The organism is Rhizobium binae (assembly GCF_017357225.1).
GTDB lineage: Bacteria > Pseudomonadota > Alphaproteobacteria > Rhizobiales > Rhizobiaceae > Rhizobium > Rhizobium binae.
The window spans coordinates 118196-142109 of record NZ_CP071607.1 but is presented as its reverse complement, the minus strand read 5'-3'; the positions used below and the strand labels follow the sequence as shown (position 1 = coordinate 142109).

The 23914-nt window shown below is 61.7% G+C and carries 19 protein-coding genes; 9 read left to right on the top strand and 10 right to left on the bottom strand.

What is annotated here, in order from left to right; genetic code table 11:
- Positions 1 to 8 precede the first annotated feature (8 nt).
- The gene (locus J2J99_RS27540) at positions 9 to 2084 is read right to left on the bottom strand and encodes a carboxy terminal-processing peptidase (RefSeq protein ID WP_168296509.1); all 2076 of its coding nucleotides are present in this window, start codon (positions 2082 to 2084) and stop codon (positions 9 to 11) included.
- Positions 2085 to 2518: 434 nt separating this feature from the next.
- Positions 2519 to 3433, bottom strand: a complete 915-nt coding sequence (locus tag J2J99_RS27535; protein ID WP_168296508.1) for a GGDEF domain-containing protein — start codon at positions 3431 to 3433, stop codon at positions 2519 to 2521.
- Positions 3434 to 3861: 428 nt separating this feature from the next.
- On the opposite strand from J2J99_RS27535, the gene J2J99_RS27530 reads away from it, so the two are divergent.
- The gene (locus J2J99_RS27530; RefSeq protein ID WP_168296507.1) at positions 3862 to 4161 is read left to right on the top strand and encodes a hypothetical protein; all 300 of its coding nucleotides are present in this window, start codon (positions 3862 to 3864) and stop codon (positions 4159 to 4161) included.
- 300 nt (positions 4162 to 4461) lie between these two features.
- Positions 4462 to 5475 (top strand): methyltransferase, encoded by a 1014-nt coding sequence (locus J2J99_RS27525; protein WP_168296506.1) that lies wholly within the window; start codon positions 4462 to 4464, stop codon positions 5473 to 5475.
- Between the two features lie 136 nt (positions 5476 to 5611).
- Here J2J99_RS27525 and melA (J2J99_RS27520) read toward each other — a convergent pair whose 3' ends face one another.
- From melA (J2J99_RS27520) to melA (J2J99_RS27495), 6 genes are all read right to left on the bottom strand, one after another.
- Positions 5612 to 6982 (bottom strand): alpha-glucosidase/alpha-galactosidase, encoded by a 1371-nt coding sequence (gene melA, locus J2J99_RS27520; protein WP_168296505.1) that lies wholly within the window; start codon positions 6980 to 6982, stop codon positions 5612 to 5614.
- A 24-nt stretch (positions 6983 to 7006) separates the two neighbouring features.
- Positions 7007 to 8674: an ABC transporter ATP-binding protein gene (locus J2J99_RS27515; protein WP_168296504.1), complete on the bottom strand. Its 1668-nt coding sequence runs from the start codon at positions 8672 to 8674 to the stop codon at positions 7007 to 7009.
- 10 nt (positions 8675 to 8684) lie between these two features.
- Positions 8685 to 9821 carry an ABC transporter permease gene (locus J2J99_RS27510; RefSeq protein WP_168296503.1) on the bottom strand — a complete coding sequence of 379 codons (1137 nt, stop codon included), beginning with the start codon at positions 9819 to 9821 and terminating at the stop codon, positions 8685 to 8687.
- A 1-nt stretch (position 9822) separates the two neighbouring features.
- Positions 9823 to 10830 carry an ABC transporter permease gene (locus J2J99_RS27505; RefSeq protein ID WP_168296502.1) on the bottom strand — a complete coding sequence of 336 codons (1008 nt, stop codon included), beginning with the start codon at positions 10828 to 10830 and terminating at the stop codon, positions 9823 to 9825.
- A gap of 177 nt (positions 10831 to 11007) precedes the next feature.
- Positions 11008 to 13095 (bottom strand): ABC transporter substrate-binding protein, encoded by a 2088-nt coding sequence (locus J2J99_RS27500; protein ID WP_168296501.1) that lies wholly within the window; start codon positions 13093 to 13095, stop codon positions 11008 to 11010.
- Between the two features lie 121 nt (positions 13096 to 13216).
- Complete coding sequence (gene melA, locus J2J99_RS27495) at positions 13217 to 14683, bottom strand: alpha-glucosidase/alpha-galactosidase (RefSeq protein WP_168296500.1); 1467 nt, start codon at positions 14681 to 14683, stop codon at positions 13217 to 13219.
- Positions 14684 to 14927: 244 nt separating this feature from the next.
- Between melA (J2J99_RS27495) and J2J99_RS27490 the strand changes: the two genes are divergently transcribed.
- Entirely contained in the window at positions 14928 to 15770 is an 843-nt protein-coding gene (locus tag J2J99_RS27490) for an AraC family transcriptional regulator (RefSeq protein ID WP_168296499.1), read from the top strand.
- A gap of 25 nt (positions 15771 to 15795) precedes the next feature.
- On the opposite strand, the gene J2J99_RS27485 is transcribed toward J2J99_RS27490, so the two are convergent.
- On the bottom strand, positions 15796 to 16857 hold the full coding sequence (locus J2J99_RS27485) for a class I SAM-dependent methyltransferase (RefSeq protein WP_168296498.1): 1062 nt from the start codon (positions 16855 to 16857) through the stop codon (positions 15796 to 15798).
- A gap of 196 nt (positions 16858 to 17053) precedes the next feature.
- Here J2J99_RS27485 and J2J99_RS27480 point away from each other — a divergent pair, with 196 nt between their 5' ends.
- From J2J99_RS27480 to J2J99_RS27455, 6 genes are all read left to right on the top strand, one after another.
- Positions 17054 to 17371, top strand: coding sequence for a helix-turn-helix domain-containing protein (locus tag J2J99_RS27480; RefSeq protein ID WP_168296497.1), 318 nt, complete (start codon positions 17054 to 17056; stop codon positions 17369 to 17371).
- A complete protein-coding gene (locus J2J99_RS27475; RefSeq protein ID WP_168296496.1) occupies positions 17372 to 17632 on the top strand; it encodes a hypothetical protein in 261 nt (86 codons plus the stop codon).
- A gap of 10 nt (positions 17633 to 17642) precedes the next feature.
- Complete coding sequence (locus tag J2J99_RS27470; RefSeq protein WP_168296495.1) at positions 17643 to 17882, top strand: hypothetical protein; 240 nt, start codon at positions 17643 to 17645, stop codon at positions 17880 to 17882.
- A 262-nt stretch (positions 17883 to 18144) separates the two neighbouring features.
- Positions 18145 to 20706 carry a GcvT family protein gene (locus J2J99_RS27465; RefSeq protein WP_168296494.1) on the top strand — a complete coding sequence of 854 codons (2562 nt, stop codon included), beginning with the start codon at positions 18145 to 18147 and terminating at the stop codon, positions 20704 to 20706.
- 109 nt (positions 20707 to 20815) lie between these two features.
- On the top strand, positions 20816 to 21538 hold the full coding sequence (locus J2J99_RS27460) for an ABC transporter permease (RefSeq protein WP_246735349.1): 723 nt from the start codon (positions 20816 to 20818) through the stop codon (positions 21536 to 21538).
- Positions 21531 to 23051, top strand: coding sequence for a mechanosensitive ion channel family protein (locus J2J99_RS27455; protein WP_168296492.1), 1521 nt, complete (start codon positions 21531 to 21533; stop codon positions 23049 to 23051). Before J2J99_RS27460 ends, J2J99_RS27455 begins: the two co-directional genes overlap by 8 nt.
- Here J2J99_RS27455 and J2J99_RS27450 read toward each other — a convergent pair whose 3' ends face one another.
- Positions 23052 to 23780, bottom strand: coding sequence for a phosphatase PAP2 family protein (locus J2J99_RS27450; RefSeq protein ID WP_168296491.1), 729 nt, complete (start codon positions 23778 to 23780; stop codon positions 23052 to 23054).
- Between the last annotated feature and the right edge of the window lie 134 nt (positions 23781 to 23914).

Here is a 23914-nt window from a genome sequence, read left to right as displayed (position 1 = left end):
AAGACGCCCTAGGGCGTCTTCGTCAAATCCGCCTCGTCGGCAACAATGGCGGCGGCCTCGTCGAGCAGGACGTCCTTGGCCTTCTTGCGGGCGTTTTCCATGGCGATATCGGCGCTCAGGCTGCGCTCGTCCGACTGCAGGCCGTCATCGCCGGTGGAATATTCGCCGTCGCTCGCCTCGGCCCGATCCTTGAACCGCTTCTCGCGGGCCGCCGCTTCCTTGCGGCGTTCGGCTTCATTCAGCGACACGATGCCTTTTTCGCGCTGCGCCTTCAACTCGGCAATGTCCTCGATCAGGCGCTGGAAATCCGGATCCGTCTTCACCCGCGCGTCATGACGGCTCTGCAGGGCCGGCAGCAACGCCGCAACATCGCCTTCGGGCGTATATTTCGCCGGCTTGATCTCTGCCCAGGGCAGGGCATTGTCATAACTCGTCTCGCCGAAGCTCGTCGGATCGGAGAGGCCGGGCAGGCTGATATCGGGGGTGACGCCGCGCAGCTGCGTCGTGCCGCCATTCACCCGGAAGAACTGCGAAATCGTCACCTTCAGCTCGCCGAGCTCCGGTTTGCTGTTGTGAACCACCTCGTCGAGATCGACGACCGTCTGCACCGTGCCCTTGCCGAAGCTCGGTTCGCCGATGATGACGCCGCGCCCGTAATCCTGGATGGCCGCGGCAAAAATTTCCGAAGCCGAGGCGGAGCCACGATTGATCAGGACGCCCATCGGCCCTGTCCAGGCGGGTGCCGAAAAATCCGAGCCCTTCACCGCGATCTTGCCGTTGCTGGCGCGCTGCTGGACGACCGGACCCTTGCCGATGAAGAGGCCGGTGAGATCGATCGCCTCGTCCAGCGAGCCGCCGCCATTGTTGCGCAGATCGATGAGAACGCCGTCGACATTCTCTTGGCGGAGCTCGTCGAGCAGCTTGGCGACATCGCGGCTGGCGCTCTTATAGTCCTTGTCGCCCTTGTTCTTGGCTTCGAAATCCTCGTAGAAAACCGGCAGGGTGATGACGCCGATCTTGCGCGTGGCGTCACCCGCCTTGACCGACAGCACCGTCTTCTTGGCGGCCTGCTTGTCGAGGCTGATCTTGTCGCGCACCAGGCTGACAACGCGATGCGTGGCATCGGCGCCGGCATCCGCCGGCAGGATATCCAGGCGCACGACGGTGCCCTTCTTGCCGCGGATCATCTGCACGACCTCGTCAAGACGCGTGCCCACCACTTCCTTGATCGGCCCGTCCTTGCCCTGGCCGACGCCAGTGATGCGATCGCCGACGGCAAGCTTGCCGGAGAGCTGCGCCGGCCCGCCGGGCACGAGCTCACGGATCGTCGTGTAATCGTCGCGCTCCTGCAGCACCGCGCCGATGCCGAACAGCGACAGCTTCATCGAGACATTGAAATCGGCCGAAGCGGCCGCGCCGAAATAATCCGTGTGCGGATCGATCGCGTTTGAATAGGCATCCATGAACGACTGGAAAACATCGTCGCTCTTGAACTCGTAGGCCCGCTCGAGCGTGTTTTCATAACGCTTGTCGAGCGTGTCGCGAATGGCCGCGTCGTCTTTGCCTCCGAGCTTCAGCCGCAGCCAGTCGCTCTTGACGCGCTTGCGCCAAAGCTCATTGCTCTCGGCCTCCGACTGCGGCCAGGGGGCCTTCTCGCGCAGCACCGCATAATCTTCCTTCACGCTGAAATCGAAACCCTGCTTCAGCAGGCTGCGCGCATAGCTCATGCGGTCGGCAACGCGCTGCTCGTAGATGTTGAAGATCGCAAACGGAATCTTCAGATCCTTCCGCTCGATCGCATCGTCGATCTTGCTGCGGTCCGCCATGAACTGGTCGATATCGGCCTGCAGGAAGAGCATGCGGTCGGGATCCAGCGACTTGATGAACCCATCCATCACCCTCGCCGACAAGGCGTCATCGAGCGCCACCGGCTTGTAGCTATAGCGCGACAGAAACTGCGCGCTCAACAAAGCCGCATCCGCCTGCCGCTCCAGCGGCTTCAAAACAGGCGGCGGTGCAACTTCAGCATATGCGGACGGCGCAATTGCAAGAAATGCACCAAGAAAAACGTAGGCTATGCGCATGCAGCGTGGATCCAATTCTTATGCGTGCTCTGTCGATGGGTGATTTAGGTGGCGCAATTATGGTTTTTTGGCAAGCAGGTGGGAAATGACTCTAGGACACGCCGCAAAACTATCCGGCAGGATCGGCGGGAGGCAATGAAGTATATGGGAAGAAAATTGCTCCGCCAGGAGGGTTCGCCCCGTATTGGGTGGGATTCCGCGCCCCCGGTCCCGAGCACTCACGAACGCGCTCCCTGCATCTGATTTCATCCCTCTCCGGAATTCGCCGAGCGGCGTGATGACGGGCTCGGGCTTATAACTCGTGACAATCGCCAGGGCCGCGGCTTTGGCCGTCGTGAGGGAGCGTATGCCAAGGAACAAGCGCTACGCCGATAAAGAGGACGGCAGCGCTCGAACTACCAGGGCAAGCGAGCAGTTCAAGATCAACTCCTCGATCATCCATGGGATTGATGCGAGCATGTCTGCTGTCTTGGAGACAGCAAGAAGTCGACGTCGAACGGAGGAGCATGGCCTGCCAAGCGGAAGCCGGCTTTCGTATCGCGTTTCACCGCATACATGAGCTGGTCAGCCTGGCGCATCAGCTCGTGCAGCGAGGCATCGTTACTGGAGAGGGCCACCACTGCCCCCATGCTGCATGTGACCCTGTGGCCGGTGCTCTCCAATGCCGCGGTGAATCCCAGATGCAACTGCGCCGTCACTTCCAGGGCGCGCTCGGTCTTTGTCAGCTCCATCAACACCGCAAACTCGTCGCCGCCCATCCGCCCAAAACAATCCGCCGGGCCGATCAAGGACTTCCCCTTTTCTGCAAGGCATTGCAAGAGCCGGTCTCCCGCATGGTGGCCGAACTGATCATTGACAGCCTTGAAGCCATCGAGATCGAAATAAACAAGTAGCAAAGAGTGATGACGCGTCGTTGCCGATGCCAGCATCGCTTCAGCCTGGCGTTGGAACTCATGCCTGTTTAAAATTCCGGTCATCCAATCGCGCCGCGCAAGAAGGCGTTCCCGATCGAAACCTTGCCGGAAGCGCGACACGACAGCAGCCGTACAACCGAACTTGATAAGCTGCATGACCAGCTCGACCATCGCGCTCGTGTCCAGATGACCGGAAGCACTCAGGAAGGTTGCAGCCGACAATGCGATTTCCGCTACCGCGATGCCCATCGCAATTTTGAAACCGAAACGCCAGCACGCAACGCAAATCGGCAGCATGTAGAACAGACCGACATTGTTGATGCCGTTGGCTTGGAAAAGCCAATTCGAGCTTGCGATACAGATCAAGCCGAGGATCAGCAGGCGCCAAGCAGCGACTGGCGTCAGTGAGTCGAGCCACTCTTCCGGAGAAAACAATGGGGCCTCGAGATGGCCACTCCGCTGCCTTCGATGGTCTTCCCGCAATGCTGTCATCTCTCCGTACACACCGTCCCGCCGCCCGTCACCCGGTCGTCGCGGCATTATGCCTAACCTTGCGGGGGGGGGCCATGCCCCGGCTCGCGCACGAGCTATCGGAAGAAATAGCTGAAGATCCTTAATATTTCGGGAGCGCAACCTGCATCCAGCCCGACCGGAAGCGGTGACCACGGCCGGCCGAGGATGGCTCCCTTCATTGACCGAGTGCGATCGTCCAGCACCAGATCCTCCAGGTGGACGAGCTCGCCGTCGATCCACAGTGAGGCGCAGGCATCGGCGATGTGCGCGCGCTCGATCCTAAAGTTTGAGTTGACCGCTTCCGACGACAAGGCAACACTTGTCCCAGCAGCAAGGCAGGAGGAAAATCGATGGATGACGCAGATCGCTGGCGCCAGATGGCAAGCGCACCGAAGGACGGCAGCCGGATCCTGGTGACGATCCGCGCGTCCGAGCAGGGGCCGGCGGAAGTTGACCTCGCCTACTGGTCGCATGGCGATCAATTCGCAGGAGAAGGCTGGCGCGCCTCGGATTCCTCGCCCGGGCACATCATCGAATATGCCGAGCCGGAGCTGAAGTGTTGGATGCCGATGCCCTCGGCCAATCGCACTTCGATGCCCTCGCCCTGGGAAGGCGATGACGACGAGGAGCTCGATGGGTCGGGGATTTGAGGAGCCGCCCAAGGGGTCAGAACCGACATAGCAAAGTTTGGGCAGATGCGGTTCAGGTGTCGCAGCCTCACCAATTTTGAACCCTTAGACCTGCGACTCAAGTTCGCGGTGAGAGTCAGTTGTCGGCTCTTAGCTAGCGATTCTTGATTAATTGCACCCCATCGTAAACCGCTCTATTTTCACTACCAGGGCGCCTCGACTAGACGGAACGTCGTCGGCTTCGCAGCGCCGTCGGACCACTTCGGTTACCCCACCAATCCCAGGTGCCGTTCGACGTCACGTTCAACGAGGAGACGAACGATGGGCGTAACGACGCCGGACAACATCATGCAGCTTGGCCTGGGGTTCTGGGCCTCCAAAGTCATGCTCAGCGCGGTCGAACTCGGCGTCTTCACCGAGCTCGCAGCCGGCGCGGCCGACCTGCCCGACCTGCAGGCCAGGCTGAAACTGCACCCCCGCTCGGCCCGCGACTTCCTCGACGCCCTGGTGGCCCTCAAGCTGCTCGAACGCGAGGACGGCCGCTATCGCAATGCCACCGATACGGACCTCTTCCTCGACAAGGCGAAGCCATCCTATATCGGCGGCATCCTCGAAATGGCCAATGCCCGGCTCTACGGTTTCTGGGGCTCACTAACCGAAGCCCTGCACACGGGCGAGCCGCAGAACGAAGCCAAGCGCAACGAGGACTTCTTTGCTGCGCTGTATGCGGAGCCGGCACGGTTGCGCGGATTCCTCGAGGCGATGAGCGGGATCAGTGCCGGTGCGGCGCAGGCGATTGCCGCCAAGTTCGACTGGTCGAAATACACGACCTTCGCCGATGTGGGCGCGGCGCAAGGCATGGTACCGGTGGTGATCGCCCGAGCCCATCCGCATCTCCAGGCCCTCGGCTTCGACCTGCCTGCCGTGCAGCCGATATTTGACGAGTTCGTCGCGCGGCACGGCCTTGCCGACCGCATCCGCTTTCAAAGCGGCAACTTCTTCGACAGTCCGATGCCGAATACGGATGTGATCGTGATGGGACATATCCTCCACGACTGGGATCTTGCCGAGAAGAGAATACTGCTGGAAAAGGCCTTCGCCGCGCTGCCGAACGGCGGCGCCCTGATCGTCTACGACGCCGTCATCGACGATGAGCGCCGCAGCAACGCCTTCGGCCTGCTGATGAGCTTGAACATGCTGATCGAGACCCGCGGGGGGTTCGACTACACCGGCGCGGACTGCCAGACCTGGATGCGCGACGCCGGCTTCGTGTCGACGCGCGTCGAGCCGTTGCTGGGGCCGGACTCGATGGTGATCGGATTCAAGCCCCACTGAGCGGAAACGGCGACTTCGGCCGGTGTTGCGCAAGATCGACAATCGAGCGATGTCGATCGCCGCAAAGGGTTTTCCGCAAAAGCCCCGCGGTTGTTGCGACCGCGGGGCTTCCTGATGCCTGACCAGGGAGAGGCGGTCAGGCGGCCTGGACTTTCCTGGATGTGCGCGCCCATTCGGGTAGCCAGTCGCCGTGGGTAGCGAGCAGGTCGTCGACCAGCGACCAGATCTGGTCGAGGTCGAGTTCGGCGGCGGTGTGCGGGTCCATCATGGCGGCGTGGTAGATGTGCTCGCGATTTTCCGTCATCAGCGCCTGCACCGTCAGTTCCTGCACGTTGATATTGGTGCGGATCAGCGCCGTCAGCTGCGGCGGCAGGTCGCCGATGAAGGTCGGCTGGATGCCGGAGGCGTCGACGAGGCACGGCACTTCGGCGGCGCAGTTTTCCGGCAGCGAGGTGATGCAGCCATTGTTGCGGACATTGCCGTAGATCACCGAGGGCTCGCCGGTCCAGACAGAGTTGATGATCGAGGAGGCATATTCCTTCGACGGCTTCACCTCGATCTTGTCGGCGGTCCGATAGGCTTCCGCCTGGCCCTTCCAGCGCTCGATCTGCTCGATGCAGCGCTTCGGATATTCATCGAGCGGAATGCCGAATTTCTCGATCAGGTCCTCCCGGCCCTCCTTGATGAAATAGGGTGTGTATTCGGCGAAATGTTCCGAGCTTTCGGTGACGAAATAGCCGAGCCGCGTCAGCATCTCGTAGCGCACCTTGTTCGGGCAGCGCGGGTTCCAGCCGGGCTTCGGCGCCCTGCCCTCGCGATAGGCGCGCAGGAGGTCGGGATAGAGGTTGCGGTATGAGCCGTCGGCCTGGCGATGCTCGAATTTGAGATAGAAGGCCATGTGGTTGATGCCGGCGGCACGATAACGGATTTCCTCGTAGGGAATATCGAGATCGTGCGCCAGCTCCATCGCCGTGCCCTGCACCGAATGGCAGAGGCCGACCTGACGGATGGTCGGGTATTTCTCCGATATCGCCCAGGTGTTGATCGCCATCGGGTTGACATATTGCAGCATGATCGCCTCGGGGCAGACGGCGAGCATGTCCTCGCAAACCTTCCAGAGATGCGGCACGGTGCGAAGCCCGCGCATGATGCCGCCGACGCCGAGCGTGTCGGCGATCGTCTGGCGCAGGCCGTATTTCTTCGGCACCTCGAAATCGGTGACGGTGCAAGGCTCATAGCCGCCGATCTGGAAGGCGACGACGACGAAATCGGCGCCTGCAAGCGCCTTGCGCTGATCGGAATAGGTCTCGGCCCTGGCCTTGACGCCGAGCGTCGAGATCAGCTTGTTGACGACGATGGCGCTTTCCTCAAGCCGCTGAGGGTTGAGGTCCATCAGCGCGATCGTTGCGCCCGAGAGCGCCGGACGCTGCAGCACGTCGCCGATGATGTTCTTCATGAAGACGGTGGAGCCTGCTCCGATGAATGTAATTTTGGGATTTGCAGCCATTATAACCTCCGGCATGCGGGTCAATCATGCTACCTCGAAAGCGGCTTTGACGAGCCGTTCGGTGTAGGCGGTCTTGGGATTGGTGAGAACTTCGTCGACAGGCCCCTCTTCCATGATCTTGCCATGCTGCATGACGATGACGCGATGGCACAGTGCCCGCACGACCTTGAGATCGTGCGAGATGAAGAGGTAACTCAGGCCCCGCTCGTCCTGCAGCTTGCGCAGGAGTTCGATGATCTGCGCCTGGACGGAGAGGTCGAGGGCGGATGTCGGCTCGTCGAGCAGGATGAATTCCGGCTCCAGCGCGATGGCGCGGGCAATGGCGATGCGCTGGCGCTGGCCGCCGGAAAATTCATGCGGGAAACGCGACAGGATATTGCCGGGCATGCCGGCGGCAACAAGCGCCTCGCGCACCCGGTCCTGCCGTTCGGCCCTCGTAGCGCCCAGCCTGTTGACGACGAGCCCTTCCTCGATGATCTGGCCAATCGTCATGCGCGGATTGAGCGAGGAGAACGGATCCTGGAAAACCACCTGCATGCGGGCCCGCAGCGGCCGCATCTCGGCCCTGGAAAGGCCGTGGATCGGCTGACGGTCGAAATGGATCTCGCCAGCCTGCGGCGTGTTCAGCCGCAGGATTGCCTGGCCAAAGGTGGTCTTGCCGGAGCCGGATTCGCCGACGAGGCCGAGCGTCTCGTGACGGCGCAGCGTCAGGCTGAGGCTATCGACGGCGACGAGCTCGCGCATCTCCGGCTTCAGGAAGGTGCCGTGGCGCAGCATGAAACCAACCCGCACGCCCTTGGCATCGAGAATGACATCCGATCCCTCCGGCAGCGGATTGGCCTGCCCACGCGGCTCGGAAGCGAGCAGATGCCGGGTGTACGGGTGCTGCGGATTGGCAAAGAGCGCCTCGGTGACGTTGTGCTCGCGCACTTCGCCGTGCTGCATTACGTAGACATAGTCGGAGAACTGCCGCACCACCGTCAGATCATGGGTGATGAGGATGACGGCCATCCCCAGCTCTTTCTGCAGGTTGCGGATGAGGTTCAGGATCTGCGCCTGCACGGTGACGTCGAGCGCCGTCGTCGGCTCGTCGGCGATCAGGACATCGGGATCGTTGGCGAGCGCCATGGCGATCATCACGCGCTGGCGCTGGCCGCCGGAAAGCTGATGCGGATATTGCCGGAGTCTCGCGGCCGGATCGGGGATCTGCACATGTTCGAGCAGCTCGAGCGCCCGCCTTTCCGCATCTTTCCGGCTCATCCGACGATGGGCGCGGATCGCCTCGACGATCTGGCTACCGATCGTATAGATCGGGTTCAACGAACTCATCGGCTCCTGGAAGATCATCGAGATGCGATCGCCGCGCAGCTTGCGGCGGGCCCGCTCGGAAAACTTCAGGATGTTGCTGCCGTCATAGGAAACCGTCGATTTATCGGATACGACGGCACGCTTCGACAGCAGCCCCATCACCGTGCGCGCCGTCACCGATTTGCCGGAGCCGGATTCGCCGACGATCGCGATCGTCTCGCCGCGATAGAGCTGGAAGGAGACGTCCTTGACGGCTTCGACCATGCCGTCCTCGACCTTGAAATTCACCGCAACGTTGCGGGCGTCGATAATCGGCGTGTCCGAGCGGCCATTATGGTCGTGGCGGACGGGCGGTGCGAAGGAATTGACCAGTGCAAGAGCCATATCGATCACCTCAATAAGGATCGACTGCGTCGCGCAGTCCGTCGCCAAGCGCATTGAAAGCGAAGACGGTGACGAGCACGAAGCCGACGGGAGAGAGAATCCATGGATAAGAGCCGATGACCGAATAGGTCGCCGTGTCCTGCAGCATCAGCCCCCAGGAGATCAGCGGCGGCTTGACGGCAAAGCCGAGGAAACCGAGGAAGGATTCCAATAGCACGACACTCGGTATGTGCAGCGTCACCGCGACGATGACGTGGCTCATCACGTTGGGGAAGATATGCTGGATGATGATGCGCCGGTCGGTTGCGCCAACCGCCATCGCCGCCCGGACATAATCGATGCGGGCAAGCGCCAGGGTCTTGCCGCGCACCTCGCGCGACATCTGCGCCCAACCGAGCGCCGACATCACGACGATGACGAAGGCGAGAAAGACATTGGTTGGCGCCGTCACCGGGATCAGCGAGGTCAATGCGAGATAGAGCGGCAGCTGCGGGAAGGCGAGCACCAGTTCGACGAATCGCTGCAGCCAGATATCGAAAGTGCCGCCGAAATATCCGGAAACCATCCCGACCGTCGTGCCTATCAGCGTGACGATGAAGACCACTGTCAGCGCAATCATCAGCGAGATGCGCGAGCCGATGATGGCGCGCGACAGCACGTCGCGGCCGAACTTGTCGGTGCCGAGGAAATGTACGGGCTGGCCGTCGGTCGAGCCGAAGAAGTGCCGGTCGGCCGGGATCAGGCCGAACAGCTTGTATTCCGCGCCCTTGACGAAGAAGCCGAGCAGTCGCGGATTGTCGTAGTCCATACCGACGATCGGTTGGAAGGTGACGGGATCGAGCTCCTCGGAATCCGACAACGCATAGACGCGCGGCTGGAAGACGAAGTTTCCGTCCTTGTCGTGGAAGCTCATCACCTGCGGCGGCGCGAAGCCGACATCGGTCGCCTTCGGGTCCATCGGCGCGAAGAAATCGGCAAAGACCGCCATGATGATCAAAAGCCCGACGAGCACGAGTCCGGCCATGCCGGTCCAGGAGCGCCGCAACCGGCGCCAGACGAGCGCAAGGTAACTTTCGTTACCGTGTGAAGGCTTCCTGATCGCAGGTTCGGTTGTCGGTGGCGTTTCGGAAGAATCGAAAGCAAGCATCTCAGGCTCCTCCGAACTGGCGTACGCGCGGATCGAGCAGAGCGAGCAGCATGTCGGCGATAATGTTGCCAACGATCAGCGTTGCCGACAGCACCATCATGAAGGTCGCCGTGACATAGACGTCACCGATCGCCATCGAGCCGACGATGGCCGGGCCGACGGTCGGCAGGGCGAAGATGATCGCGGTTTCGATCTCGCCGGTCAGCATGTAGGGCAGCACCACCCCCTGATACATGACGAGCGGATGCAGCGCGTTCGGCACCGCATGGCGCATCACCACCGCGCCGCCGGAAAGACCCTTGGCCTTTGCCGTCTCGACATATTGCGCATTCAGCGTGTCGAGCAGATTGCCACGCATGACGCGCATGTTGTAGGCGAGCCCGCCAAAAGTGGCGATCGCGACAACCGGCCAGACATGGCTGACGAGATCAACGAATTTCGCCCAGGACCACGGCGCCCCTCCATATTGCGGCGAGAAGAAGCTGCCGATCTCAGTCACGTTGAACTGGAAAACCAGGAGATAGACGATGATCAGCGCCATCAGGAAGCGCGGCACCGTCATGCCGAGGAAGGAGACTGCCGACAGCGTGCTGTCGATCCAGCTATATTGGCGCGTTGCCGCCCAGATGCCGAAGCCGATTCCGAGCACCGAAGCGAAGATGTGGCAGACGAGCGCCAACAACAAGGTCCGCGGCAGGCGCTCGCCGACGACGTCGGCAACCGGCTTGTTGTAGAACATGCTGTAGCCGAAATCGCCGCGCGTCACGATGCCGCCGATCCAGTTGACGTATTGGACGACCATCGGCTTGTCGAGGCCGTGCTCGATGCGGTAGGCCTGCGCCTGCGCTTCGGCCTGGGCGTAGGATGCGCCGCCCTGGTTGATCAACTGGGATCTTATATAATCGGCATAATCGCCGGGCGGGGCCTGGATAATCGCGAAAGTCACCACGCTCAGGATCAAGAGAACGGGGATCGCGGAGGCTATGCGCACGAGCAGGAATCGTAACATCGAACGGTTCGCTTCTCTCTGCCGCCAGTCGCTCCTTGTCAGCGCGGCCGGCTCGTTGGTCATATCAGGCCGCGCGCGGCACGCGCGGCCCGAAGCTCACTTCAGCTGGGAGGGAACCTTCTAGCGCATCGAGTCAGGTGCGGCGCGCTTCAGCCCTTCATCTCCGGGCGATGGGCCTCAGTTGATCGGGCCCTTGTCGCCGGGCTTGCCGGGCAGCTGCTCGGGGAACAGCTCATATTTGCCCTGCTTGTCGGCAGCCACCCACAGGCGTTCGCGGATCACCGAGTCTTCAGCCCAGTTGAACATCATGATCGGCGTTCCCTGGGGCACATTCGAGAAGCGCTTATTGATGATCAGGGCACCGGGATATTCCGTCAGGCCGACCGTGTTGACGTGTTCCGTCGAGATCTTCTGATATTGCTTCATCAGATCGACGCGCTCGTCATTGTCCTGGCTCGTCCTGAACTTGTTGACGACATCGACAAGCTCCGTTTCGAACGGCATCAGATCGAGCTGGTCATCCTTGCCGGCGCGATGATGCCAGCTGGTGCGCGGACCGACAGGAGCGAGCTGCTCGGTATTCTGCACCACCGACGACAGCTCGGTCGTGTTGCGCTGGATCAGCCAGTCGAAGCGGCCGGCATAATGGGCATCGTCACGCTTGGCGCCGTCGAGCGCATTGATGACGATCTTCAGGCCGAGCTTCTCCATCTGGCCGACGACACCTTCGGCAAGGCTCTTGTCGGTCGTATACTGATTGTTGATCAGCATGACGATTTCGACATCCTTGCCGCCCGCCGTGCCGGCCGGGAAGTTCACGATGCCGTTGCCATCGGTATCCTTGAGACCGGCCTTGGCGAGTTCCGCCTTGGCGCCCTTCAGATCGAAGGGATAGTAGACGGTGGAGTTGCGGTCGTAGAAGCTGGTGCCGGAGGAAAGCCCGCCCGGGTAAATCGCCGTGAACGGCCCCTTGACCAGCGAGTCGCCGATCGCCTTGCGATCCAGCGCCATGGTGACGGCCTTGCGGAAGTCCTCGTTGCGGTTGAGCTCGCGGATTGCCTGACCGCGCTCGTCCGGGTTGCCCCAGCCATTGGCGGAGAAGTTCATCCGCAGGTTATAGCCGATCAGGCGCGGGCCGAAGGCAAGGCGGGCGGGCGCGGTCTTTTCCGCAGCGCGCTTCAGCGAGGCGACGAAGTTTTCCGGCTGCTCGAGGTTGGAGAAATCCGCGGATCCGGCCACCGCCTGAACGTCACGGTCGGCCCACGTCGAGAGCTTGTAGTGCAGCTCATTGAGGTAGGGCAGCTGATTGCCCTTCTCGTCGACCTTCCAGTAGTAGGGATTGCGGCGCAGGACGATGATGTCGTCGGGGCGATATTCCACAGGCACCCAGGCGCCCATGACAGGCATGTTCATGAACTCCGGCGGAAAGGCGTTCTTGAACTGGTCGTAGGTGTTCTTCGAATATTTCGGATGCTGGGGTTTCAGGATATGCGACGGACCCGGGCAAAAGTTCGGGTAGGACATCGTGTAGAGATATTGCTTCGGGAAGGCTTCCTTGAAGGTCCATTCGACCGTGTAGTCGTCAATCTTTTTCAGCGTCGTGCCGACGCCGAAGGCTTCCGGCGAAGCGCCGCCGCCGAGCGGCGAGACGTTCGGATCGATGACCTCGTCTTCCCAGTAGAACATGATGTCGTCGGCGTTGAACGGCGCGCCGTCCGACCATTTGGCGCCCTCGACCAGGTGCATGGTCAACTTATGACCATCTTCCGACCAGTCCCAGCTCTTGGCAAGGTTCGGCAGCGGTTCGGTATCCTTGGCTTCCACCTGGAAGAGCGGCGCGGTGCGCGTCAGGCATTCGGACAGGCCGATATCGATGCCGCCCCAGCCCTGCGTCTGGCCGGCGCCGTAGTTCCAGCCTTCCGGCCGGCCACCGATGACGTGGCGCATCGTATCGCCGTAGATGCCGGTACCGTCCGGCATATTGCCTGTCTTGAAGACCAACGGCTCCTTCGGCAGCCGGTCCTTGACCGGCGGCAGCTTGCCCGTGGCGACGAAGCCCTTCGTGACCCAGTCGGGCTCGTGATATTCGGGCAGCGCCTTGAACTCCAGGATGGAGTCGCGCGCCACATATTTGATCTTGCCTTCGGCAGGGAAGTTCGGCGGCACCGGCGGAACGGTCGCCTCGGAGGCATAGGCATTCAGCGCCATGACCGAGACGCCGAGCGCCAGTCCGGCGAGAATGCTTGTTTTGCGGAAATTCATCATCGTTTCTCCCTCTGTTTCGGAGCGCGGTTCACGCCACCCCTTTTCCTCGCACGATGTGAAAGCGGGCCTGATGTCATGGGTTTCCCTCCCGGAAACCCGTGACGAGCCATCCTCCACGAATTTACACGGCCTGTTTCAGCGCCGCCTTTTCGGCACGCAGTTCCTCGATCGAGCGGACGTTGCGGCGTGCGGCGCCGGCCCAGTCGCGGGTCTGCACCTTCGATTTCGACAGCCGCTCCTTGGCGGCCGGCACGGCATCGGCATATTGCGGCAGCCAGCGCGCCTGGGCAACGACCATCTCGTCGACCATCTGCCAGACCTCCTCCGGCGTCGAGACGGCGCCGACAAGCGGATCGTGCAGGACGGCGAGCTTCAAGAGGTCGATATCGCCGGAGATCGCGGCATGCACCGACATGCGCTGGACGTTGATCGAGGCGATGCAGGTGGCGGCGCAGGCTTCCGGCAGGGTGACGCCGGAGACCATGTTGATGCCGAAGCGGTCGACGAAACCGGGCGATTCGATGATCGCATCGGTCGGCAGGTTGGTGATGACGCCGTTGTTCTTGACGTTGAAATGGCCGCGATAGACTCGGTTGGTCTCCAGCGCCTCGAGAATATGGCTCGCATGCTCGTTCGAGCGCTTGGCCGGATCGATCGGCTTGGCGGCGGATTCCAGGAATTGCGGGAATTCCGTCTCGAACCAGTTGCGGGTTTCGGTGGAATAGCGGAGATAGCCGCCGGTCTCGCCGTGGATCCAGTCGGACATGTCGATCCAGCGGATAATTTCCTCCGGTCGCTTGCGGTACCAGGGCAGGTATTCCGAAAGGTGGCCGTTGCTCTCCGTCGAATAGACGCCGAAACGCTTCAACACGTCGATGCGCAGTTTCTCCTGCTGCGAATAAACAGGATGCGCCTCGAAGGCGGCGATGAGCTCATCCTTGCCGATCTTGCGGCCGTTGAGGCGCAGGTCAATGAACCAGGTCTGGTGGTTGATGCCGGAGCAGATATAGTCGAGCTCGCTCAGCGATTTGGCGCCGAGCACCTCGGCGATCTGTTCGGCGCCGTGCTGGACGCCGTGGCAGAGGCCGACGGTGTCGACCTTGCCGTATTCGATCGCCGCCCAGGTGTTCATCGCCATCGGATTGGCATAGTTCAGGAATTTCGCGCCCGGCTCGGCGACCTCCCTTATATCCTTGCAGAAATCAAGGATAACAGGGATGTTGCGCTGGCCGTAGAGAATGCCGCCGGCGCAGATCGTATCGCCGACGCACTGGTCGATGCCGTATTTCAGCGGAATTCTGATGTCGTCGGCATAGGCCTCGAGCCCGCCTACCCGCACACAGCTGATGATGTAGCGCGCGCCTTCCAGGGCCTGGCGCCGGTTGGTGGTCGCCGTCACCTTGGTCGGCAATCCGTTCGACTCGACGATGCGGTCGAGGATCGCCTTGATCATTTCGAGATTGTGTTCGCTGAGATCGGTCAGCGCGAATTCGACGTCGCGGAACTCCGGAACGCACAAGATGTCGGTGAACAGCTTCTTGGTGAAGCCGACGCTGCCCGCACCGATGATAGCGATTTTGAAACTCATGATCTTCACCTCGACCCGATCGAATGCTAGAGAAAATATGGTTGTGAAGGATCAGGCCGCATGCCGGCGCATGTGGTTCAAAGAGCCGAAAAAGCTGCCTGTTTTCCTCCCGGCCGCTGTATCGGCCGCGTTCTCCTCGTTTTGTCGAGCGGGATTATGCCCGAATCCGGCGGGCCGACCAGAGAAGGATTATGCTTTCAGGGGTAATTTTGTGCTGCAGGATTTGATCGCCAACGGACAGTCGATGAGGACGGTTTCCCTGCCCCGCGGACGCCAGCGATTGCACGCCATGCCGACCAGCGCCGGCTATGAAGTGCGGGAGAACGAGACCTATGACTGGGATGGCCGAAAACGCGGGCAAACGCCGTTCACCGTCCTGCAGCACACGATCAGCGGCACCGGCCGGCTGCGCTACCAGAACCGCAACTATCGCCTCCAGGGCGGCGACACACTCTTGGTGCTCGTGCCGCACAATCACCGCTACTGGCTGGAGAAAGGCGAGCGCTGGGAGTATTTCTGGATCTCGATGAATGGCGAGGAGACGCTGCGCATCCATCAGCTGGTGCTCTCCACCGCCGGCCCGGTCCTGAAGCTGCAGCCTTCGACCATCGATCATCTCGCCGCTTGCAGCCTGCGCCTCGTCAAGGGCGCGACCTCGCCGGGCGCGGCCTCGGCAATCGCCTATGAAGCGGCGATGGCGCTCTACGACGACGTCTTCAATTCCCCGGCCTTTGCCGCCGAACTCAGCCTGATGCAGCCGGTGATCGACCATATCAACGCCAATCTCGACAAGCCGCTGCCGGTCAATGAACTCGCGGCGATCGTCGGCCTCAGCCGCGCGCATTTCTCGCGCAGCTTCGCCGAGAGCGAAGGCGTGCCGCCGGCCGAATTCGTGCTGCAGCAGCGGCTGCAGCGCGCCGTCAAGCTGCTGACCAAGGCGGACTTCCTGCCGGTCAAGGAAGTCGCCATCATGTGCGGCTTCGAGGACGCCAATTATTTCTCGAAGGTCTTCCGCCGCGTCTATGGCACCAATCCCACCGAATTCCGCACGACCGGCATGTATGCCAGCATCGGCCGGCCGAAATAGCACCGGCCGCCGCGCCGCCCGCTTCTCAGGCCCGGACTTCGAATACCATGTTGAAGGGAGTTTCGGTCGCCCGGCGGAAATGCGTGAAGCCGGCGTCGAGCGCCACCTTGCGCAGCTTCCTTTCTCCCGCCTGCGCCCCGAGCCCGAGCCCCACCTCCTGCGAGAGCGATGCCGGCGTGCAGATCATCGTCGAGGCGCCGTAATAGACGCGTCCGACCGGATTGAGATTGTCCTTGAGATGATCATGGGCAAAGGGCTCGACGATCAGCCAGGTGCCGTTCGGCGCCAGCGTCTCCTTGACATGCCGGCCGGCGCCGACCGGATCACCCATGTCGTGCAGGCAGTCGAACATGGCGACCATATCATAATCGCGGCCCGGAAATTCGGCCGCCTTGCCCTGCTCGAAGGTGACGCGATCGGCGACGCCAGCCTCTTTGGCAGCGGCCTTGGCTCTTTCGATCGACGGGCCGTGATAGTCGAAGCCGGTAAAATGCGATGCGGGGTAGGCCTGCGCCATCAGGATGGTCGAAGCGCCGTGACCGCAGCCGACATCGGCGACATTGGCGCCGGCCTTGAGTTTGTCTTCCATGCCGGCCAGAGCCGGAATCCACTCATTGACCAGATGGCTGTTGTAGCCCGGGCGAAAGAACCGCTCGGTGCCGCGGAACAGGCAGGTGCTGTGTTCATGCCAGCCGAGACCCTTGCCGGTGCGGAACGCTTCGGCGATCTTCGGCTCGTCCATCCACATGGATTGCACCACCTCGAAGGCGCCGACGAAGAAGGCCGGGCTGTTATCCTCGGCAAAGACCATCGCCTGTTCTGGCGTCAGGCTGAAACGATCGGTCTTTTCATCGTAAACGATATAATCCGCGGCCGCTTGGGCGCTCAGCCATTCCCTGAGATAGCGCTCCTTGATCCCGGTCTTTGCGGCAAGCTGCTCAACGCTCATCGGCTTCCCGTCGGCCATCGCCTTGAACAGCCCGACCTTGTCGCCAAGCACGACCAGGGCCCCTGATATCGCCGCGCCTACATCGCCGACAAGGCGGCCGACGAGTGCATCGAGTTTCTGGATATCCGGCTCACGCATTGTTACCTCCCGGGCGTGGCAAAGAAGCTTAAATTAGGCCCTGCTGATATGCAGTCAATCAACCCTGCCACTCGCCCAATCGGGGTAGGCATGAAAGGTGGCAGGAATTTCATGGGCTTGCTTTCTTCGGGCGCGCTTACATCTTCACAGGTGCTGCCCAGAGCCAGATCAGAGTCTCAATGTCAGGTGGATATTCATGCTGTCTCCAGCCCAGTGCCGTGCCGCGCGTGCTCTCATCGCCTGGTCCAAGCGGGATCTGTCCGCAGCCTCCGAGATCGCCAAGGCGACGATTGCCGGTTTCGAGGCCGGCAAGCTCTCCCCTGACGAGGCAACGCTGCAGCCGATCAAGCGCGCCCTGCAAGACGCCGGCGTGCTTTTCATCCCGGAGAATGGCGGCGGCGCCGGCGTTCGCTTGGCAAAATCGACATCGGCTTCTATAGACACGGACGAGACCAGGACGGTTCAATACGAAGAATATCTCAAAAACGACGCCCCTCCCGGCGCTGGCGGCTGAATGACGAAGAAGCAGAAGATTGAGCACTCCGAATTGGCCGGAGAATTCACCGACGACGGCGTCACCGTGCTCGTCGATATTTTCCGAACCGCCGGCAGCAACGAGGACTGGACGATGGAAGTCGTCACCCAGTCGGAAGACCTGATCCGCTGGGACGAGCCCTTTGCGACCGACCGGGAGGCCTTCGACGAATTCCTGGCGGTGGTGGCGCGCGACGGCATCCGGTCCTTTCTCGAAGACGAAGAACCTTCCGTGCATTGAGGGTAGCCCCGTGAAAAGCATCAATGATCTCGTCGCCTCGGCGAATACCGTCTGCGACCGATACCGGGCCGGGCGGATGGAGCGCGAAACCGTGCGCGAATGGGTCCTCGGACTGGGTACCTATCCATCGCCGTATGGAGAGCGCGTGCGCGAAGCGATGGAATGGTTCCGCCTGCACAATCGCGAGCCTGTTTCGGAGGATATCGTGCTGGTGGATATCGACCGGCTTACGGCGATTTCGGCGCCGTGACGAGGAAGCGCTTTGCTTCACCGGCGATCCGGACTAGCGCAATTGCGCCGTTACTCGGCGGCGTAGGACCAATGGCGGTCATGAGCCTTAGGCATAATGCCCTCATCGCAGCTTACATGCGAAGAAGGCCGGGAGTTCTGCAGCTTCGTTAAACGTGACACGCTTACGAAGGCTGATATGAGATCCTGATCTCCTGCGTGAAGCGCAAACCAAGCGCGGCTGGGTCAAATTTAGTTCGTGCGATATGTAGAAGGAACAGCACGTGGCAGCATTTCCGGAAAAGGCAAAGGTCGTCATCATCGGGCTCGGCGGCATCGTCGGCGCCTCCATCGCTCACCATCTCGTCGAGCGCGGATGGGACGATATCGTCGGCATCGACAAGTCGGGCATCCCGACCGATATCGGCTCGACAGCCCATGCCTCGGACTTCTGTTACACCACCAGCCACGACTATCTGTCGGTCTGGACCACGCAATATTCGATCGATTTCTACGAGAAGATGGGCCACTACGCCCGCATCGGCGGCCTCGAAGTGGCCCGCGCAGGCGACGATGCCTGGATGGAGGAAATCAAGCGCAAGCTCACCTCGGCCCGCGCTTTCGGCACGCGCGCCCATTATGTCAGCCCTTCCGAGATCAAGGAAAAGTTCCCGCTGATCGAGGAAGATCAGGTGATGGGCGGTCTGTTCGATCCGGACGCCGGCCTCGTCATCCCGCGCTCGCAGACCGTCGCCGGCAAGCTGGTCGATGCCGCCGAAAAGGCCGGCAAGCTGCAGGTGTTCGGCAATACGCCGGCGAAATCGCTGATCGTCGAAGGCGGCCGGATCAAGGGCGTCGTCACCCATCGCGGCACGATCATGGCCGACCACGTCATCGTCTGCGCCGGCCTCTGGGGACGCCTGATCGCCGAGATGGTCGGCGAAGACCTGCCGGTCATGCCGGTCGATCACCCGCTCACCTTCTTCGGTCCCTATAACGAGTTCGAAGGCACCGGCAAGGAAATCGGCTTCCCGCTGCTGCGTGACCAGGGCAACTCCGCCTATATGCGCGATACCGGCGACCCGGCGACGACCGAAGGCGGCCAGATCGAGTGGGGCTATTACGAAGCCAACAATCCGCGCATGTGCCATCCGCGCGAGCTTCTCGAAAAACACGAAGCCCGCCTTTCGCCGTCGCAGCGCGATCTCGAGATGGAACAGATCATCGAGCCGCTCGAGCGCGCCATGGAACTGACGCCGATCCTCGGCGAACTCGGTTATAACGAAGGTCATTCCTTCAACGGTCTGCTGCAGGTTTCCGCCGCCGGCGGTCCATCCTGCGGCGAGAGCCAGAAGGTGCGCGGCCTCTGGTATTGCGTCGCCATCTGGGTCAAGGATGGCCCGGGCTATGGCAAGCTGATCGCCGACTGGATGACCGACGGCCGTACCGAAATCGACCACAACAGCATCGATTACGCCCGCTTCTATCCGCATCAGCTGACGGAAGAGTTCATCGAGGGCCGTTGCTTTGAAGCCGCCCAGAAGATCTATTTCCCGGCTGTCCACACCCGCGAACCCTATGCCTCCGGCCGCAACGTCAAGCGCTCGCCCTTCTACGAGCGCGAAAAGGAACTCGGCGGCTACTTCATGGAGCTCGGCGGCTGGGAACGTGCCCACGGCTACGCCGCCAACGAGCACCTTCTGGAAAAATACGGCGACCGCGTGCCGGTTCGCGAGAACGAATGGGACAGCCGCCATTTCTGGCGCGTCTCGAATGCCGAGCATCTGGCGATGAGCGAGGATTGCGGCATCGTCAATCTCAGCCACTTCCACATGGTCGATATCGAGGGACCCGACCATGTCGAGCTGATGGAATGGCTGTGCGCCGCCAAGATCGGCGGCGATGCCAACATCGGCAAGGGCGTCTACACCCACTTCCTCGACGACGAAGGCATGGTCCGCGCCGACTTCACCGTCTTCCGCATGGCCGACCGCTGCCGTCTCGTCAACGGCGCCGATGCCGGCCCGCGCGACCTGCACTACATGAAGCGCGTCGCCCAGGATCGCGGCCTTGATGTTACCATCACCGACGTCTCGGAGAAATACATCACCATCGGCATCTGGGGTCCGAATGCCCGCGAGACGTTGAAGAAGGTTGTTGCCGATCCGGCCGGTCTCGATCAGGAAAACTTCGCCTTTGCAGCGATCAAGCCGATTGAAATCGCCGGCAAGACGGTCACCGCCTTCCGCATCTCCTATGTCGGCGAGCAGGGCTGGGAACTGCACATGAAGTACGAGGACGGCCTCGCCGTCTGGGACGCGCTGCGCTCGACCGGCGTGATGGCCTTCGGCGTCGAGACCTATGCAAACTCGCGCCGCATGGAAAAGAGCCTGCGTCTGCAGAACGCCGACCTGCTGACCCAGTACAATCTGATCGAGGCCGATCTCGCCCGTCCGAAGGTCAAGGAAGCCGATTTCCGCGGCAAGGCAAAACATCTGGAATACAAGGCGCGTGAGCACCAGCCGGCCATGCTCTGCACGCTCGTGATGACCGAGAATACCGACAAATCGGGCGTCAAGCGTTATCCGGTCGGCAACCTGCCGGTCGTCGATCCCGCCACCGGCGAGGTCCTGGTCGACGAACTCGGCCGCCGCTCCTACACGACCTCGATCGCCTACGGCCCGACGGTCGGCAAGAATATTGCGCTGGCCTATCTGCCCTGGTCGCACTGCCAGGTCGGGCGCAAGCTAAATATCGAGTATTTTGCCGAGACCTATCCGGTGGAGGTTGTCGGCGTCGGATACAAGCCGATCTACGACCCCGAAAATCTGAAGCCGCGCACCTGAAACGTGATGCCGAAAAGGGTGAGCGGTTTCGACGAGATCATGCTCTAACACTTTGATCGAAAACAGGCATTTGTGGCGCCGCAGGGATGCGGCGCCACAAGCGCGAGGGTTGATCACCGGCGCAAGTCTGACCCGTCCTTCCGCGGCGATCGGGCTGAAGCCTGTTGCGCCGCATCCGACGAAGCCCCGCGCGACCGGCACGATCCTGCTGATCGGCGTCGGCCTGCTCGGGACACTGCGGACAGATGATCCGACGGCCTTGCAGGCCAGCGCTCTTGCGACCGTGCTCGGCAAGCTGCTCGCCTATCTCATCCTGCAGGCGGCGGTGCTGCCCTTCTATATTATCGTCCTGCCCTATCGCTATGATCTTCCGCGGCTCGGAAGCCCGCTCGTCGTCCTCGTCTTCGCGCTGCCCTTCGTGCTTGCGGTGAGCGCCCTCGGCATGGTCGTCGCGGCATTGTTCCGCAGTCCGCTCACCGTCCGGCTGGCGTTTGCAGCAATCGGCTTGCCCTTCTTCTTCCTCGCGGGCTTCTCCTGGCCGACCGCGGCGATGCCGAAGGTCCTGCATTATCTGGCGCCGTTGGTGCCCAGCAGCGCCGCCATCAACGGCATTGTGTCCGTCTCGCAGTTCGGAGCGCCGCTGAGCGATGTCCGAAGCCCGTTCCTGACGCTTTGGGCGCTGGCGTCTATTTTATGGTTGCCTTGCGATTGGATTAGAAATCAGGATGCGGCGAACCGGAGGATGATGTCGAGAACCCCCGTGACCTCGGACAACGCCCTGCCTTGCTTCATTGAAGGCGGCTCTCGAATGAATTGGTATTTCGATGCTTGACGAACTTACATGGTCCGGAATGCTTGCCGATCCTGTCGTCCAGGCCGGCACTCTGGCCGTGATCGGCGCGGTCGTCACCCGAATTGCCCTTCGCCCCTTCCCGAGCTGGAAGCTCGCCGGCCAGTTGTTCTTCTTCGCCGCGCTGACCATCTTACTGCTCTACCATGATATCGTGCCCTACCAAGTCGGCCCTCCGACGGCCACGACCTACGAACGCATCTTCATCGCTCTTGCCAAGGTGATCTGGTGGATCAACGCCGCCTGGGCGCTGATCGGTTTTGTCCGCGTCTTCCTGATCTTCGAGCGCCAGCCCCGCGAGGGGCGCCTCATCCAGGACCTTGTCATCGGCCTGATCTATCTCGGGGCGACCCTCTCTGTGGTTGCCTATGTCTTCAGCTTTCCCGTCGGCACGCTTATCGCCACTTCGGGCGTCTTCGCCATCATCCTCGGCCTTGCCCTGCAGAGTACCCTGAACGATGTCTTTTCCGGTATCGCCCTCAATCTCGGCCGACCATATTCGATCGGTGACTGGATCGTCCTCAACGACGGCGTCGAAGGACGTGTGGTCGAAACGAACTGGCGCTCCACACATCTCCTGAACGGCTCGAACGACCTCGTTATCCTGCCCAACAGCTTCCTTGCCAAAGTGGGGCTAACGAACCTCAGCAGCCCCGACCGTAGCCACGGAGCGACGCTGACGGTCCGCGTCGTGCCGACGACCGGACCGTCCGTCATCGTTGACCTCATGCACACCGTGCTCCTGAACAGCAGCTTGATCCTTCCCGAACCGAAGCCGGGCGCGCAGGTCAAATCCCTGAATGCCGATGCAGTGGAGGTGGAACTGTCCTTCCGCGTCAGGGATATCGGACAGGCCGGGCCGGCGAAGAACGAGATATTCGATCTCGTTTACCGCCATATCAAGGCTGCCGGCCTCACGCTGGCGCGGCCGATCGATGCCGCAGCCCCCCTCCCCGACCGGGTGCAACCCGACGAAGTGGCAAAGACGCACCGTCCCACGCCGCTGAGGCTTCTCGATGCCATCCCGCTGTTTTCCTCGCTGACCGAGGACGAGAAGGAGGCCCTGGCGACATCGATGACGCGGCGGACCTACAAGAAGGATGCGATTCTCGTCAAGCAGGGCGAGATCGTGACGTCGCTGATGATCGTGCGCAGCGGCGCCCTCCTCGCGACACGAAAGGAAGGCCACAAGGAAATCGAACTCGGACGGCTCGCGCCGGGCGATTATTTCGGCGAGAGCGGGCTGCTGATCGGCGTCGGCGAAACGGCAAGCCTGCGCGCGCTCACCTTCGTCGTCATTTACGAAATTGCCCAAGCCAGCCTGACACCACTGCTGCATGACAGGCCCGGCATTGCCGATGACCTTGCCGCCACGCTGTCTCGCCGCGTCGAGACGAGCCAGCATTCCTTTGCGGTCGAAGGCACGACGCTGAACGGTGGCTCGATGAACTCGCTGGTGATGCGGATCCGCCACTTGTTCCAGATGCCGCAATAGCTATTCCGATCCACGCTCGGGAGCGGCATCGGGAGCGCGGCTCGGGACGAAGCGCTTCGAGATCAGCCAGCAGCCGAGCGCCCACAGCGCCCCGGCACACCACCCGGCGAGAACGTCGGTCGGATAATGAACCCCGAGATAGATCCGGCTGAGCCCGATGATGACGGCCAGGAAGACGCCGGCGCCGATCACGAAGATCCGCGTTGCGCGATAACGCTGGGTGCGCGCCAGCAAGGCGCCGAGGGTCAGATAGGTTACCGCCGAGACCATGGCATGCCCGGAGGGAAAGCTGAGATCGCTGACCTCGACGAGATGCGGCACGATATCAGGGCGCGGCCGGGCAATGAGGATCTTCAGAAACGTGCTCGCCAGCCATCCGGTCAGTACCGAGGAAAAGACGAAGATCGCGATCGGCCAGCGCCGGTCGAGCAGCAGATAGACGGTGACGAGAACGGTCATCAGCGTCAGCACGGTGACGCCGCCGAGGCTGGTGATATCGCTGACGGCATGGGTCAGCCAGGCGGGACCGATCGGCACGCCAAGTTTGCCCTGATGTCTGAGCGCCAGCAGGATGGCCTTATCGAAACCAAAGGTCTCGCCCTCGAGCACCTCGCTCGTCAGCCGCTGCAGCACGAACAATCCGCCAGCAACCGATGCCAGCGTGATCAGTGTCAGCGGCTCATACGCTGTGAGCCTCGCCAAAAACCCGCGTCGTTGAACCTCGCTCATGCCTGGCGTCGAACTCCCTTCTGATCATGCCGTTCCCCGCCAGATCGGCAAGGTGAGCCGCAAATTCAAGACCTTTCGACATTTGAGAGCCGTTCATGAAAGCATTCGTCGCCCATCCCGGCGGCTCGGTAGCA